The organism is Pantoea sp. C1E2, from assembly GCF_056491465.1.
In genome coordinates this window covers 2019526-2035842 of record NZ_JBSZHT010000002.1, presented here as the reverse complement: position 1 = coordinate 2035842, position 16317 = coordinate 2019526, and the positions used below count along the sequence as shown (strand labels likewise).

General features: G+C 54.0%; 12 protein-coding genes. 6 read left to right on the top strand and 6 right to left on the bottom strand.

The window, feature by feature from the left end; all coding sequences use genetic code 11:
• Positions 1 to 893 precede the first annotated feature (893 nt).
• The gene (locus tag ACXI0A_RS09945) at positions 894 to 1418 is read right to left on the bottom strand and encodes an AAA family ATPase (RefSeq protein ID WP_476149118.1); all 525 of its coding nucleotides are present in this window, start codon (positions 1416 to 1418) and stop codon (positions 894 to 896) included.
• Positions 1419 to 1524: 106 nt separating this feature from the next.
• On the opposite strand from ACXI0A_RS09945, the gene ACXI0A_RS09940 reads away from it, so the two are divergent.
• The 4 genes from ACXI0A_RS09940 (at position 1525) to dcuR (ending at position 5169) form a co-directional block, all read left to right on the top strand.
• Positions 1525 to 2091 (top strand): flavin reductase family protein, encoded by a 567-nt coding sequence (locus ACXI0A_RS09940; RefSeq protein WP_224930272.1) that lies wholly within the window; start codon positions 1525 to 1527, stop codon positions 2089 to 2091.
• 64 nt (positions 2092 to 2155) lie between these two features.
• A complete protein-coding gene (gene msrA, locus ACXI0A_RS09935; protein ID WP_224929049.1) occupies positions 2156 to 2692 on the top strand; it encodes a peptide-methionine (S)-S-oxide reductase MsrA in 537 nt (178 codons plus the stop codon).
• 129 nt (positions 2693 to 2821) lie between these two features.
• Entirely contained in the window at positions 2822 to 4453 is a 1632-nt protein-coding gene (locus ACXI0A_RS09930; protein ID WP_476151089.1) for a DcuS/MalK family sensor histidine kinase, read from the top strand.
• Positions 4450 to 5169: a two-component system response regulator DcuR gene (gene dcuR / locus ACXI0A_RS09925; RefSeq protein ID WP_224929051.1), complete on the top strand. Its 720-nt coding sequence runs from the start codon at positions 4450 to 4452 to the stop codon at positions 5167 to 5169. Before ACXI0A_RS09930 ends, dcuR begins: the two co-directional genes overlap by 4 nt.
• Here the strand turns inward: dcuR and ACXI0A_RS09920 are convergent.
• Together ACXI0A_RS09920 and ACXI0A_RS09915 are read right to left on the bottom strand one after the other, a co-directional pair.
• Positions 5163 to 6128: an FAD:protein FMN transferase gene (locus ACXI0A_RS09920; protein WP_476149119.1), complete on the bottom strand. Its 966-nt coding sequence runs from the start codon at positions 6126 to 6128 to the stop codon at positions 5163 to 5165. The two genes, dcuR and ACXI0A_RS09920, sit on opposite strands and share 7 nt — an antisense overlap.
• A gap of 86 nt (positions 6129 to 6214) precedes the next feature.
• Positions 6215 to 8995 carry a flavocytochrome c gene (locus ACXI0A_RS09915; RefSeq protein ID WP_224929058.1) on the bottom strand — a complete coding sequence of 927 codons (2781 nt, stop codon included), beginning with the start codon at positions 8993 to 8995 and terminating at the stop codon, positions 6215 to 6217.
• A gap of 605 nt (positions 8996 to 9600) precedes the next feature.
• On the opposite strand from ACXI0A_RS09915, the gene ACXI0A_RS09910 reads away from it, so the two are divergent.
• Positions 9601 to 11112 carry an anion permease gene (locus tag ACXI0A_RS09910; protein ID WP_320442523.1) on the top strand — a complete coding sequence of 504 codons (1512 nt, stop codon included), beginning with the start codon at positions 9601 to 9603 and terminating at the stop codon, positions 11110 to 11112.
• A 164-nt stretch (positions 11113 to 11276) separates the two neighbouring features.
• Complete coding sequence (gene fumA / locus ACXI0A_RS09905) at positions 11277 to 12920, top strand: class I fumarate hydratase FumA (protein ID WP_224929061.1); 1644 nt, start codon at positions 11277 to 11279, stop codon at positions 12918 to 12920.
• An 80-nt stretch (positions 12921 to 13000) separates the two neighbouring features.
• Here fumA and ACXI0A_RS09900 read toward each other — a convergent pair whose 3' ends face one another.
• From ACXI0A_RS09900 to exaC, 3 genes are all read right to left on the bottom strand, one after another.
• Complete coding sequence (locus tag ACXI0A_RS09900; protein ID WP_166931753.1) at positions 13001 to 13165, bottom strand: hypothetical protein; 165 nt, start codon at positions 13163 to 13165, stop codon at positions 13001 to 13003.
• Positions 13166 to 13317: 152 nt separating this feature from the next.
• Positions 13318 to 14661 (bottom strand): aryl-sulfate sulfotransferase, encoded by a 1344-nt coding sequence (locus ACXI0A_RS09895; RefSeq protein WP_476149122.1) that lies wholly within the window; start codon positions 14659 to 14661, stop codon positions 13318 to 13320.
• Positions 14662 to 14790: 129 nt separating this feature from the next.
• Positions 14791 to 16311, bottom strand: coding sequence for an acetaldehyde dehydrogenase ExaC (exaC, locus tag ACXI0A_RS09890; RefSeq protein ID WP_058959688.1), 1521 nt, complete (start codon positions 16309 to 16311; stop codon positions 14791 to 14793).
• Positions 16312 to 16317 lie beyond the last annotated feature (6 nt).

Below are 16317 nucleotides of genomic sequence, written 5' to 3'. Positions count from 1 at the left end.
CAGTTAGCAAAAATAAAACTTTCCTTCCTCACACCAATAAGCTTCACCACCATAAAATTACACCCTTCAAAAATCATCGCCCTTTCTGAAAGATGGCACATCGAAAGAGTGACATTCGTAAGCGCACAATCTTTGAATACAACATTATCGATGACACATTGATTGAACACTGTATTAATAATAAGTGACTCTCGGATTAAACGTCTTCCCACTAACTCTTACAGAAAATGCTCATGATACTACCGCCAAATATTTTCAATCCTTTGAATCGACATCGGGTAAAAAGTCCTTCGATATAGAACAGATGACTAAAACCATCGTTTCCTTTAATATATAATTCGTCCACATCATTATTGAGCATTTCCAAGCCCGTACCGGGCTGAATTCGGAGGCACGTCTTACGAATGTAAGAAAAACGAAACTTTAGCATCTTAACCGCACTCATACGAGAACCGTGAATAGAGGACTTATGAGCATATACCTCGCCCGCGGTCAGAATTGTGCTGTTCAATATATCAGTTTGCTATAAGGTAAGGAGTGATGTCTGGCCAAACGCAGGGGGGATATCCAGTCCCACGCCAGACAGCCGACACTCTTTTATGACAGAGTCACCAGAAGCATGGGTGATGCGAAGCGTTTCATTTGTGAACGTTGTGTGTGTATAGGCGAAAGCATTCGCCCCTTGTTAATAATGGTTCGATGGAATGAATAAATCCCGATAAAAAGAGCGGTACAGGCAGAAAATCCTTAACAAGAACACCCGTTTTAACGAAATAGATATGAACAATCAATCTCGATTTTGACCATTTATTTGCAGAATTGAGGTGAAATAAATGACTGAAAAAAAATATTTTTATTTTTTACAATAATTAAAGCGGAAGAAGGCAATGTCTTTATAGCCAGCCGCCATTAACTTCACCGTGCATCACCACATTAAACCCTTCATCCGCATGCGGTGCGACGAAGTAACTGCTGATCACCTCGAACTGCGCATCGGTCGCCGCGAAGTCATGCTCACCTTCGGCGTTGCGCGCATGCAAACGACTTTTGCACACCGCATCGGGCACATCGATAAAGTGCAGTTGATGTTCCGCCTGAGCACTCTGGATCACCGCCTTCATCCACTGGCGTTGGCCTACTGTGTTCGCCGGGAAATCCAGCACCACTGACACACCGCACTGCAGCAGCGAGATCAGGTGCGGCGTCATCGCATTGCGTAGCTTGCCCGCACAACGCACGTAGTCCGCAACATCCTGCATCTCTTCGGCGAACAGATGCGCCAGCCAGGCGTCTTCGCTAATAATCACCGCGCCAGTTTGTTGGGCCAGTTGGTGCGCCAGTGTTGATTTTCCGGCAGCGATTTTGCCACACAGCAGATGCAAAACAGGACGAGATGTGGGCACAGACGCAGATTCCATTAGCCAGCTCCAGATAAAATGACGCTCTACCATGCCGTTAAATGCCGGTCCAGTAAAGCCTGGCATCTACACTTACGCTATCTCTGTAGAAATAAGGAGCCGCATGATGAGTCAACGCCTGCACAAAATCGACTTTCCGGTCAGCAAGGCGCGGAAGTATCTGGAACCTGGTCCGGTGGTGTTGCTAAGTTCGCAATTTGAAGATCACCACGACATCATGACGCTCGGCTGGCACACCATTCTCGAGTTCTCGCCGTCACTGGTGGGCTGCATGATCGCCAACGGCAACTACAGCCATGAGCTGATTCGGCAAAGTGGACAATGCGTGATTAACATCCCCTCGGCGGATTTGGTGGATAGCGTGGTGGCGATTGGTAACTGCCATGGCGATCGTCTCGATAAGTTCGATGCCTTTCACCTCACGCCAGAACCGGCAAAGGTGGTGAATGTACCGCTGATCGATGAGTGCTTCGCCAGCTTTGAGTGTCAGCTGTATGACGACTCGATGGTGAATAACTACGGCTTCTTTGTTTTCGAAATCGTCAAAGCGCACGTGGCCGATAAACCGGAATTTCCGCCGACGCTGCACTACACTGGCGAAGGACGTTTTACCGTCATGAGTCATACCGTGCTCGACAAGCACCGCGATTTTAAGCCAGAAATGTTAATTTAAGCGGCTTGAATTCGCCCTCGAGCGCCCACACAGTTACGCTTTCGACCTGACAGGAGTAATAACAATGGCAACCGAATATGCGGTGATCGCCGGTGGCTGTTTCTGGTGTACCGAAGCAGTGTTCAAAGATGTGATTGGCGTGGAGTCAGTCGAAAGTGGGTATACCGGCGGGGAGCGCCCGAACCCAACCTACGAGCAGGTGTGCAGCGGTGCCACCGGCCACGCCGAAGCGATCCGCTTAGGTTTCGATCCAGAACAAGTGAAGTACGGCGATCTGCTGGATATCAGCTTTGCGACGCACGATCCAACCCAGCTGAACCGTCAGGGCAACGATGTCGGTACCCAGTATCGTTCAGCGATCTTCCCGGCGAATCCAGAGCAGGAAGCGGAAGCGATTGCTGCCATTGCCCGTGCACAAGCCGATCTCAACGTGCCAGTGGTCACCACCATCGAGCCGCTGAAAGAGTGGTATCCGGCAGAAGATTATCATCAGGATTACTGGGATGGTGCCGGTCAGCGTAACGGCTACTGCATGGCGGTGATCCCACCAAAACTGCAGAAGCTGCGTAAGAGCTTTGCCAATCGCGTGAAGCAGGGCTAATCCAGCCCCTCGGATGCGGCATCTGAACGGCGCATCCTGACTGCTTATCACCATGAAAGGTCGTCATTTATGACGACCTTTTTGCATTTAGCCGTCATAATAGCGCCCTCTTCTCTTCTGGGAGCGATGATGACCACGCCTCAACCCGCAATCCCCGCGCGCAAGCGGCCCATGAAACTCAACACGCTGGTGACGCTGATGCTCAGCGCGGTGATCGTGCTGGTGCTGCTGAGTGTGCACATGTTCTATTTCTTCCAGATTGGTGCTTCAACCCGTGCCCAGTTGGAAGATAAAGCCATGGCGGTGGCCCGCACGCTGGCGAGATCACCGGAGATTCAGCAGGCGCTGACGCAGCCGGTGGCCAATGCCAATATCCAACCCATCGCGAAAGCCGTGGAAGAGAGCAACAATCTGCTGTTTATTACCGTCACCAATATGGACGGAATCCGCTATTCTCATCGCAATCCGGAACTGGTCGGCAAACACTTTATCGGCGAGGACATTAAGCCCGCCCTGCGCGGCCATGAAAACGTCTCGGTGAACAAAGGTTCGCTGGCAAAAGCGCTGCGCGTTTTTACTCCAGTGTATAACGCGGAGGATCGGCAGATCGGTGTGGTGGCGATCGGTATTTCCCTTGATGCCGTCACCGATCAGATCAACGAAAGCCGCTGGAGTATTATCTGGACCATCCTGATTGGTACGCTGGCGGGCGCGATTGGCACCCTGGTGCTGGTGCGCGTGCTGAAACGCATCTTGTTCGGCCTCGAACCCTACGAGATTTCCACCCTGTTTGAGCAGCGTCAGGCAATCCTCAACTCGGTCAAAGAAGGCGTGGTGGCGATGGACGATCAGGCGCAGGTGACGCTGGTGAATCAGGCCGCGCGCACCCTGCTTAATGAGCCGTCGTCCAGCGGCATGGTCGATAACGAGGGCATTGATGATGCCTCGGTGATCAACCAACACCTGCGAGATGTGCTGCACAGCGGCCGCGCACGCCGTGATGAAGAGCTGAACGTGAATGGTCGCTTGTTGTTGTGCAATACGGTGCCGGTACGCAGCCAGGGACGCATTATTGGCGCGGTCTGTACTTTCAGGGACAAGACCGAGATCAGCCGACTGATGCAGCGTCTGACGGGCATGGTAAACTACGTCGATGCGCTGCGGGAGCGCTCGCACGAGTTTATGAACAAGCTGCACGTGATTCTCGGCCTGCTGCACATGAAAAACTATGCGCAGGTGGAAGCGTATATCCTGAAAACCGCCAATAATTACCAGACTGAGATTGGCTATTTGCTGGATCGCATCAAGTCACCGGTGATTGCCGGTTTCCTGCTGAGCAAGATTAATCGCGCTTCGGATTGCGGTCATCGCCTGACCATCAGCGATGCCAGCTTTGTGCCGGACAGCGGCAACGAAGACCAGATGGCGGCCCTGATCACCGTGGTCGGTAATCTGGTGGAGAACGCCATCGATGCGCTCAGCGAGCAGACTGAAGGCGAGATCCATGTGATGCTGCACTATCAAAACGGCTGGCTGGCGTGCGAAGTGAGTGACGATGGTCCCGGCATTGAGCCTGACAATCTCGCAACGATTTTTGACAAAGGGTTCTCCACCAAAGGAGAGAACCGTGGCGTGGGCCTGTTCCTGCTGAAACAGCAGACGGAAAACCTCGGTGGCGGCGTGACCGTTGAGTCAGAACCCGGCGTATTTACCCAATTTTTAGTACAACTTCCCTGGGATGGAGGAAACCAATCCGCATGATCAATGTGTTAGTGGTCGATGATGACGCCATGGTCGCTGAACTGAACCGATCCTTTATCGGTCAGGTTCAGGGCTTCCACTGCTGTGGAACCGCTTCGACCCTGAAGCAGGCCAAAGAGATTTTGTTCAACAGCGACACGCCGATCGATCTGGTGCTGCTGGATATCTACATGCAGCAGGAGAATGGCCTCGATCTGTTGCCGGAACTGCGCCAGGCCCAGAGTTCGGTGGAAGTGATCATCATTTCATCCGCTGCCGATGCGGAGAATATCAAAACCTCGCTGCACTACGGCGTGGTGGATTATCTGATTAAGCCGTTCCAGTTCCCGCGTTTCGAAGAGGCGCTCACCGGCTGGCGGCAGAAGAAGTCGTTGATGGATAATCAGCACTACTATCAGCAGTCTGATGTCGATCTGTTGATCCACGGCAACCCGGCAACGCAGCATGACAACAAGCGCCTGCCGAAAGGCTTAACCCCGCAGACGCTGCGTACCTTGTGTCAGTGGATTGATGCCCATCCCGGTCATGAGTTCTCGACGGATGAACTGGCGGCAGAAGTGAATATTTCGCGCGTGTCGTGCCGTAAATATCTGATTTGGCTGGCGCAGATTAATATCCTGTTCACCAGCATTCATTACGGCGCAACGGGTCGTCCGGTGTATCGCTATCGTTTACAGCCGGAATACCATTCGCTGTTGCAGCAGTACTGTCAGTAACGCAGTTGCCAGTCGAAATCGCGCTGCTGGAACTGGAAGTGGCGCGGTGAAGAGCAGATGATTTGGCGATCGCGGGTGACGAACACCGCATCCAGATCGGGCTGGTCGGCCAGATAGTCCAGCCCCTGCTCTACCCCCATGCCGTACAGCAGCGTGGTGTAGATGTCGCCATCCAATGAGCGATCGGAAATCACCGTCACGCTCAGCAACTCGTTATCCAGAGGATAGCCGGTGTGCGGATCGAAAATATGGTGCCAGCATTTACCGTCCAGTTCGAAATAGCGCTCGTAAATCCCCGATGTCACCACCGATTTGCCCTGCACCTGCAGCACGCCCAATAGTTCATCATCGCGTCCAAACGGCTTTTTCAGGCCGATGCTCCAGCCTTGTGGCTCGTGCGGTGGCGCACCGAGGGTTTGCACATTGCCCCCGAGATTGATCAGCGCCTGCGGCACGCCCTGCTGGCGCAGAAATGACTGTACCACATCAGCGATATAGCCTTTGGCGATGGCACCGAGATCGATCTCCATACCCGGCTGTTGCAGGAACACTGAGCGATCCTCGGGGTTGAGGATCACCTGATGCGGATCGGTCAGCGGCAACAGTGCGGCGATCTCATTAGCGGGTGGCACGGCACGCCCCTGAAAACCAATCTTCCAGCGTTTGACCACCGGACCGATGGTGAAGTTAAAAGCGCTGCCGGGTGACACGCTGACGGCATGCGCCACGCTGATCAAACGGAACACCGCCTCACTGATCTGCACCGGATGCCGACCCGCCGCGTGGTTAATCGACATCACTTCGGATTCGGCACAATTAACGGTGAACAGGTTTTCCTGCTGCTTGATGAGTTGAAAGACCTGGCGGGCTAAGGTGGGGTTATCGTCGAACAGTTTGAGCAGGATGGGAGAACCCATCAAAACCGCAGAGTAGGCGTAGACGCCGGCGTCGGAAGTCATGAGCGCCTCAACAATGGGAAAAGGTGCGCATAAATGCGCACCCTACAGTGGTTGGGAGAGTCACCAGGATGGTGACCTCCTGCCCTCTAATTACCTAACGCCAGTTTAGCCGCATTGTGACCGGCTTTAATACCGAAGATGATGATATCCGCCACCGCGTTACCGCCGATGCGGTTCGCGCCGTGTATACCGCCGACCACTTCGCCTGCAGCCCATGCGCCAGGGATCACCTGTTTCTGCGCATCCAGCACTGCGGTATCAGTGTTGATGGTGACGCCGCCCATAGTGTGGTGCACGCCCGGGGCGATACGGATCGCGAAGTAAGGACCCTGATTCAGCGGATGACGCAGCGCCGTGGTACGACCGAAGTCTTCATCTTTCTGGTTAATCACAAACTCGTTGTAACGGCCCAGAGTGGTCTGCAGCGCTTCCTGATCCATGTTGAGTTTCACCGCCAGTTCGTGCGGCGTTGGCGCGCTGATCACAAAGCCTTTGGCGATATACTCGTCAGCCGCTTTGTTGTTGGCACGCACCTGCTCATCAAACACGATCCAGGCGCTTTTCTCAGGTAGTGCGATGATCTCAGCAGAAACTTTGTCACGGGTTTCCATCTCATTGTAGAAACGATGACCGGCCTGACTCACCAGAATCGCCCCACCGCCGCGCATCGCCTCAGAGATCAGGTAAGAAGTGGTCTGCTCAACCGTTGGGTGAATCTGGATCTCGCCCATGTCTACGGTATCCGCACCGATGTGCTGCAACATGGCGATACCGCTGCCGGTGGCACCTTTGTGGTTGGTGGTCACGAAGCCATCCAGCTCAGGGCGGTATTTCACCACCATCTCACGGTTAGCACTGAAACCACCGGTGGCAACAATCACGCTTTTTGCATTGAGAATGCGGCTGTCGTTGTACTCATCCACCACTTTCACGCCGGTAACAGCACCGTTTTCCACCAGGATTTCTGCCACTGAGGTCTCCAACAGCACTTCAATCTCACGCTGGTTAACGTTCTTCACCAGGCCGCTAATCAGGAAGCCACCCACCGCAGACCGGTCTTCGGGACGGTGCGTACGGTCAATGCTCATACCACCGGTGATGGTGATGTCGCACAGCTCAATCTCTTTCGCCGCCAGCCACTCAATCGCTTCTGGCGCCTGCTCAACAAACTCGCGCAGCAGCACCGGGTTATTTTTGAATTTACCGCCCTTCAGCGTCTCTTCGTAGAACAGCTCTTTGCTGTCTTCGATACCTTTCAGTTTCTGATAGCGCGTTTCGGCCGCGTTCATGCCCACCGAGGCTTTGATGGTGTTACCGCCGATGGTCGGCATCTTCTCGATAATCACCACGCGAGCGCCGTCGTCATGCGCCTGAATCGCCGCCGCCAGACCGGCACCGCCGGTGCCGATCACCACCACGTCGTAGTTAACAGGCGCGTTCGGGTTACCGCCTTCGTCAATCACATACTCTTTGCTGGAGGTGGTCAGCGCGCGTGATACCGCTTTTTTCAGCGCCTCACTCTGCGTGGTCGCGCCAGTGATGGCATCCACGTGTGGGCTGTTGGCGACCAGAATGCGTTCACGCAGGCTTTCAAAGGTGCTGGTGAAGTCGACGTCCAGACTCGGATCCGGCACCAGTGAGATATCAGTGATACGGTCGGTATCGAGGGTGACGTTGATTTTCAGTTTCAGCGCTTCAGCTTCAACTTTCGCCTGATAAACACCGGCTTTGTACTTACGATGGCCATCGCTGACGTCGCGGATCATCGCATCCACCAGCGAGAAGCGCCACAGTGGTTCTGGAATCGTCAGCGCCTCACGTTTGGTGCTGTCGATGTAGAGATCCATGTGTTCGTTTTTGATGATGCGATCGGCCCAGTCCGGATAGGCGATGCAGGCTTTACCCACCGCCACCAGATCAAAGCCGTGCTCCAGCGCGTTCTCGGCATCTTCTTTATTGACCACGCCGCCGACGCCAATCACCGGCACTTTCGCCAGGGTCGCCGAGCGCTCCGCCAGATATTTAGTGATCAGTGGCGTTGGATCTTTAGTGTCGATAATCGATGGACGCAGCAGCTGGCCGACGGAGAAGTGCACGTAATCCAGACCGCGCGCCGCCAGTTTTTCCAGCAGATACATCGTGTCGTCCCAACGGATGCCGGGAACTTCCAGCTCTTCCGGTGAGAAGCGATAGCCGATGATGAAGTCTGCCGCCGCAAAGCGATCGGCCATTTTATGGGTGATCTCCAGCACTTCCATTGGGAAGCGTGCGCGGTTGTCGCGGCTGCCGCCCCATTTGTCATCGCGCTGGTTGGAGTTAGGTGAGTAGAACTGCTGGATCAGATAGGTGTTCGCGCCGTGGATCTCAACGCCATCGAAACCGGCTTTGATCGCACGGTTCACGGCGTCACCAAACTTGGTGATCATCACATCCACTTCTTCTGCGGTCAGCGCCTGCGGTTTGGTGGCACCTTCACGCGGTGCGGCAATGGCGCTCGGTGCGACCGGCGTTTTACCGCCAATCAGCGCCGGTTCCACCATACGGCCACCGTGGTAGATCTGCAGAATGGCTTTTGAGCCTTCGGATTTGATCGCATGCGCAATTTTCGCCAGGCCGGCAATTTTGTTGTCGCTGTCGATACCCAACGCGCCAGGGAAAGCCGGGCCACGGTTATCGATAAAGCAGCATTCAACAATCACCGTACCGATGCTGCCAGCACGTACGCGGTAATACTCGACAAGATCACTGGTGACGCCGCCGTCAAAATAGCCGGTACAGGTGGTCATCGGTGCCATCACCAGACGGTTTTTGAGCACCGCACCTTTCGGTAGCGTAAGCGGGTTAAGGATCGGGGTGAGCTTATTCATAATGAGCAACTCCAGAATTAAGAAATTGTGTATTCAATTCTTTGGCGGTTCGGAGCGGTTTATAATTATTTAAGTGGTCCGATATCATGGCGCAAATATACCATTTTATTTAGTTACATAACCCAGATTGTTAGTTATATAAGTTTTACGTTTGGAAATGATATTTAATGCTCATTGCTGGAATTAGCGCTCCGCTAAGTTTTAACCAAGACTTGACAAAAATCAACTTTTTCCTTACATTTAAAACAAATGCAGTACTATCATAAAGATAAAACTTACTACCCCGCCTCATTTTGCTCGATTTTCCGCGTTTCGGTTGTTTGTAGCGTTTAATCCACAGCAGACAGAAAGTTAAATAAAAAGCAAAAGATAAAAATTAAAAAACAGTGCATATTTTTTATTGATCTAGATCAAAAGAGATATTTTAATTAATCGCATCACAGCTGCAATCAATAGATAATTCGCGTATCAAATTTGCAAAGCAAAGATTCATTAAAGAGCAAAATTTAAATTGTCACGACTCATCTGCTGCACGCCTGTTGAAACCAAAAGAACAGTGTGTCCGTGACAATCAATCGCATTCTTCCTAACTTGCAGACAAAACTATGAACACACAAACAACCCAGAGTGCCTCCCCCGTAGTGCCTCCTGCGGCGCCGGGGAAAAAGAATCGCCTGATTATGTTGTGCCTGCCGATCATTGTGGCGGTGCTGTTGCTGCTGGTCCCTACCCCTGCCGGGCTGGAACCTTACGCATGGCACTTCTTCGCTATCTTTGTTGGCGTGATTGTGGGACTGATTTTTGAACCGCTGCCGGGGGCCGTTATCGGCCTGACGGGTGTGGTGGTGATTGCGCTGTTCAGCCAGTGGGTGCTGTTTAGCCCGGCCGAACTGGCAGATCCTAAGTTCAAAACCGCGGCGCAGTCGTTCAAATGGGCAGTGAGTGGCTTCGGCAACTCCACCGTCTGGCTGATCTTCGGTGCCTTTATGTTCGCCGCCGGCTACGATAAAACCCAGTTCGGTCGCCGCCTGGCGCTGATTCTGGTGAAATATCTTGGTCGTCGCAGCCTGACGCTGGGCTACGCCATCACCTTCGCTGACCTGTTACTGGCACCGTTTACGCCTTCTAACACTGCGCGCAGTGGCGGTACCATCTATCCGATCATCGCCAACCTGCCGCCGCTGTACGGTTCAAAACCGAATGACCCGAGCGCACGTAAGATTGGTTCTTACCTGATGTGGGTGGCGATCACCGCCGCGTGTATCACCAGTTCAATGTTCCTCTCAGCGTTGGCTCCAAACCTGCTGGCGATTGCGCTGGTGAAAAGCATCGTTGGTTTTGAAATTTCCTGGGGCATGTGGTTCCTCGCCTTCCTGCCGCTGGGCGTGCTGTTGATTCTCATCATGCCGCTGCTGGCTTACTGGCTCTATCCGCCAGAAGTGAAGGTCAATGACGAAGTGCCGCGTTGGGCGACCGCTGAACTGGCGAAGCTGGGCAAACTGACACGCAATGAAATCCTGCTGCTGGTGTTTGTGGTCTCGGCACTGATGATGTGGATCTTCGCTGCGGCATGGATTGAACCGGCGATGGCTGCCCTGTTGGTTATCGTGTTGATGCTGTGGACAGGTGTACTGAACTGGAATGACATCACCAGCAACAAAGCCGCATGGAACACCTTCGCGTGGTTTGCCACACTTGTAGCTCTGGCCGATGGTCTGGCGCGCGTTGGCTTTATCGCCTGGTTGGGTAAAGAAGGCGCACAACTGCTGCAGGGTTATGACCCACAAATTTCTGCGGTGGTGCTGCTGATTGCCTTCTACTTACTGCACTACCTGTTCGCCAGCACCACAGCGCACACCACCGCACTGTTGCCAGCGATGCTGACCATTGCCGCCTCGATTCCAGGCATCAATATGCCGGTGTTCTGCTTAATGATGTGTGTGTCCCTGGGTGTGATGGGTATTATCACCCCGTACGGCACTGGCCCAAGCCCAATTTACTACGGTAGCGGCTATCTGCCGACCAAAGATTACTGGCGCCTCGGCACCATCTTTGGTGGTCTGTTCCTGGTGGCTCTGATGGTTATCGCCTATCCATGGATGGTGATGATGTTCTGATGATGTTGCTTCGATGTTAAAAACGGAGCCGCGCAGTACCGTGAAAGTGTTATGATGCTCGCCAGTCAGCCCCTGTGGAGGGCTGGCGAGAGAAAATCAAAAAACAGATCGCATAATTTGTCACCTGCCACCCTGACAGATGACACGAAGCTAAGTGAGCCAACATGTCGAACAAACCCTTCTATTATCAGAATCCCTTTCCTCTCGCCAAAGATGATACCGAATACTATCTGCTGAGCAGCGATTACGTTTCAGTAGCGAACTTCGATGGCGAAGAGGTCCTGAAAGTTGATCCGAAAGCGCTGACGCTGCTGGCTAAGCAAGCGTTCCATGACGCCTCCTTTATGCTGCGCGCCTCGCATCAGGCACAGGTTGCCGCGATTCTGGCGGATGACGAAGCCAGTAAAAACGACAAGTACGTTGCCCTGCAGTTCCTGCGTAACTCGGAAATCGCCGCGAAAGGCGTGCTGCCGACCTGCCAGGACACCGGCACGGCCATCATCATGGGCAAGAAAGGCCAGCGCGTCTGGACCGGCGGTGGCGATGAAGCCGCACTGTCGCAAGGTGTCTACAACACCTTTATCGAAGACAACCTGCGTTACTCACAGAACGCCGCGCTGGATATGTACAAAGAGGTCAACACTGGCACCAACCTGCCGGCGCAGATCGATCTCTATAGCGTGGATGGCGACGAGTACAAATTCCTGTGCATCGCTAAAGGTGGCGGTTCCGCCAACAAAACTTACCTGTATCAGGAAACCAAAGCGCTGATCACACCGGCCAAGCTCAAAAATTACCTGGTCGATAAAATGATGTCGCTCGGCACCGCCGCCTGCCCGCCGTACCATATCGCGTTTGTGATTGGCGGCACCTCAGCAGAGAGCACGCTGAAAACCGTGAAGCTGGCCTCAACGCATTACTATGATTCGCTGCCCACCGAAGGCAATGAACACGGCCAGGCATTCCGCGACGTGGCGCTGGAGCAAGAGCTGTTGAAAGCCTCACAAGAGCTGGGCCTCGGCGCACAGTTCGGCGGTAAATATTTCGCTCACGATATTCGCGTGGTGCGTCTGCCGCGTCATGGCGCGTCTTGCCCAGTCGGCATGGGTGTGTCGTGCTCGGCTGACCGCAACATCAAAGCCAAGATCAACCGCGAAGGGATCTGGATTGAGAAGATGGAAGACAATCCAGGCCGCTATATCCCGGAAGAACTGCGCCAGCAGGGCGAAGGCGAAGTGGTGAATGTCGATCTTAACCAGCCAATGAGTGAAATTCTGGCGCTGTTGTCGGCCTATCCGGTGTCGACCCGCCTGTCGCTGAACGGCACCATCATCGTGGCGCGTGATATTGCCCACGCCAAGTTGAAAGAGCGTATTGATAACGGTGAAGGCCTGCCGCAGTACATCAAAGATCACCCGGTGTATTACGCGGGTCCGGCCAAAACGCCGGAAGGTTACGCGTCCGGTTCACTCGGCCCAACTACGGCGGGTCGTATGGACTCCTACGTTGACCTGCTGCAGGAGAACGGCGGCAGCATGGTGATGCTGGCGAAAGGCAACCGTAGCAAGCAAGTCACCGACGCCTGCCACAAACACGGCGGCTTCTACCTCGGCAGCATTGGCGGCCCGGCAGCAGTGCTGGCGCAGCAAAGTATTAAGAGTCTGGAGTGCGTGGAGTACGCGGAACTGGGAATGGAAGCGATCTGGAAGATTGAAGTGGAAAACTTCCCGGCGTTTATTCTGGTAGATGACAAAGGGAATGACTTCTTCCAGCAGATCCACAATCAGTGCTCTGCCTGCGTGAAGTAAGCTGTTAAGCAGTGCTAAAACTAAAAAATCCGCGGCTAAAGGGCTGCGGATTTTTTTATGGGTTGAGCACTGCGCGATGCTTACATCGCACCGAGTTGTACGTCTAACAGCATATCGGCATCATCATCGTTTTGACCAATCACGTAAATCGCCTGACGGCCTGGCAGATTCACCGTGATGATGTGCTGATCATCGGCATCCAGCACGTCGTCGTGCTGTTCCTGAAACTTGTGCAATGTGTTCATGTTTTTTCCTTAAAATGGTGCGCGACTTTACTTTCCCTACACTCTTATATCGACAAGACCCGGCTCAAATGTAGCGGAATATTCTGCTTTCGTGATGCAGGCACTCTGGCATGGCTAAATGACAGTCAGATTAAAGAAGTAACGCACATTTCTTACTGCGATGCTGTCAGCGCCGGGCAACCCGGTAACGCCGGATAGCGGATGCAATCGGCCGTCACCGCTTTTTCACTGTGCGGGGTATTTTCTGGTGCCCAGCGATAATCCACCATGTAAGCGCGATACACCGTATTACCTATGTAGTGGTCACGCGGCATCGCTTTGCCGTAATACGGGCTGACGTACTCCCAGACAATCGCGCCCTGCGGTGTCACCTGGAACAGTCGGCCGCTCTGCCCTTCGTTAATCAGCGTGTTGCCATTCGGCAGGCGCTGCGCGTTGCTGATGTAGGCACTGTAAAAGGTGGAGATCGCTTGTCCCGATTTCTCGCCGGTGTACTCCCAGACGATCTGTTTGGTTTGCGGATTCACTTCAATGACGCGTGAGGCAGAGAAGAATCCCTGACGTGATGGTGGGAAACCGGCATTGCCCTGATTGTCAAAAATCAGAATATTGCCAGCACCCGGCAAGCCCGGTCCGATCATGTGCACATCATGTTCGCCAATCAGCTGATCCAATGGACGCGGTAGCGGCGTATCCAGCTTGAGTGCTGGATAATCTGGCCCAATGCGCCACACTACTTTCCCGGTCTGCCGATCGACGATCACGGCCACGTTACCGTTGCGTGAGTTAAACAGGATGTTGTCCGGGGCAAAACGCTGATCGCCCTTATCAAACCACGGGTTCGGGCCCAGCGGAGCTGCCGTGTTCATATGCAAAAAGTCAGCATCCTGGCTATCACGGATCATCGCCAGCTGTGCGTCAGAAAAGCCAAGCTCGTTGAGGTGATCGGCCACTGACCAGCTCCACAGCTTCTCTCCCTGCGGCGACACTTCCTCCAGCGTGTTATCGATAATGCGATAGTTGTAGCCGGGCAGCTGGCGTAGTGCCGCACCCAGTACCAGCGTGTTGCCATCCGCCAGACGCTGGATTTCATGGTGCTGATGCACCGGCTGCTGCTGACTGCCGTATTGCCACTGCACCGCACCGTTCCAGTCCACCTCCGCCACGCTGGCATTGACCATGCCATTGCCGGGACTGGCTTCTTTATCGAGATCTTTCTGACGCTCCAGCTGTACCAACAGATGGCCACGCTGACCATTCACTCGATCGGTGGGAATCGGCCAGCTCGGGAATCCTTCATAGGCCCAGCGATGCACTTCCTGCCCGGTCATATCAATTAAGTGCGTTTGGTTATCGCTGCCGGGGATCACCACATATCCGTTCCATGCACGCGCGGGATCGTAATAGGTGACGCCGGTTGGAATGGCACTCGGAATCGCCGAAGCACCGAAAGAGAGGGAAAGCAGGCAGACAGACAGCGTTGCCGGAATACGCATGGTTTACCATCCTGAATAAGGGAGTCGTGAGCAGCCCTTATAGCGTAGATGTGAAACCCAGCAGGATTAGTCCGAATGAGGCATGGCGGAAAAAAGGCAGCGGTGTGACCCGCTGCCTGAGCGCTGCGTTTAGAAGAAACCGAGCGGTTGCGTGCTGTAGCTTACCAACAGGTTTTTGGTTTGCTGGTAATGATCGAGCATCATTTTATGGGTCTCGCGACCGATACCGGATTTCTTGTAACCACCAAACGCCGCATGTGCGGGATAGAGGTGATAGCAGTTGGTCCAGACGCGACCGGCTTTAATCGCGCGTCCCATACGATAGGCGCGGTTAATGTCGCGAGTCCAGACGCCAGCACCCAAACCGTAGATCGAGTCATTGGCAATGGCGAGGGCTTCCGCTTCATCTTTGAAGGTCAGCACACCGACCACCGGCCCAAAGATCTCCTCCTGGAACACGCGCATACTGTTGTCACCTTTCAACAGCGTTGGCTGGATGTAGTAGCCGCTATCGAAGGCTTCACCAATTTTCTCTACACCGCCGCCGTGCAGCACCTGTGCGCCCTCTTTCTGCGCGATTTCCAGATAAGAGAGGATTTTATCGAACTGCTGCTGTGACGCCTGCGCGCCAATCATGGTTTCGGTGTCAAGTGGATCGCCGCGTTTGATGGTTTTGATGCGTTTCATCACCGCCGCCATAAACGGCTCAAAGATCGACTCCTGCACCAACGCGCGTGACGGACAGGTACAGACTTCACCCTGATTAAGGAAGCCGAGCACTACGCCTTCTGCTGCTTTTTCGATAAAGCTCTCTTCCGCATCCATGATGTCTTCAAAGAAGATGTTCGGCGATTTACCGCCCAGCTCAACGGTAGACGGAATCAGGCTTTTCGCCGCCAGTTCAAGAATGTGCCCACCGGTGGCGGTGGAGCCGGTAAAGGCGATTTTGGCGATGCCCGGATGTGACGCCAGCGCTTCACCGGCTTCTTTACCGTAACCGTGCACCACGTTGATGACACCCGGTGGCACCAGATCTTTGATCACTTCCATAAACAGGGTGATCGACAACGGCGTCTGCTCAGCCGGTTTTAACACCACGCAGTTACCCGCTCCGAGCGCCGGGGCCAGTTTCCACGCCGCCATCAGCAGCGGGAAGTTCCACGGGATGATTTGCCCGACCACACCCAGCGGTTCGTGGAAGTGATAAGCAGCGGTGAACTCATCGATTTCCGCTGCTGTGCCTTCCTGTGCGCGCACACAGCCCGCGAAGTAGCGGAAGTGGTCTACCGCCAGCGGCAGGTCAGCGGCCAGAGTTTCACGCACCGGCTTGCCGTTATCCCAGGTTTCGTTGACCGCGATATATTCCAGTTTCTCTTCCAGGCGATCGGCGATTTTCAGCAGCACCAGTGAACGCGCCTGCGGGGAGGTTTTGCCCCAGGCATCTGCCGCAGCCTGGGCTGCCGCTACCGCATTATCGACATCGGCCTTATCCGAACGCGGGAACTCGCCGATGGTGGAACCGTTGATTGGGGTGGTGTTGACGAAGTAATTACCGTTCACCGGCGCAACGAATTCGCCGTTGATAAAGTTGCCATAACGCGATTGCAGGGTGATGAGAGAACCTTGTTCTCCCGGAGCAGCGTAACGCATGGTGTT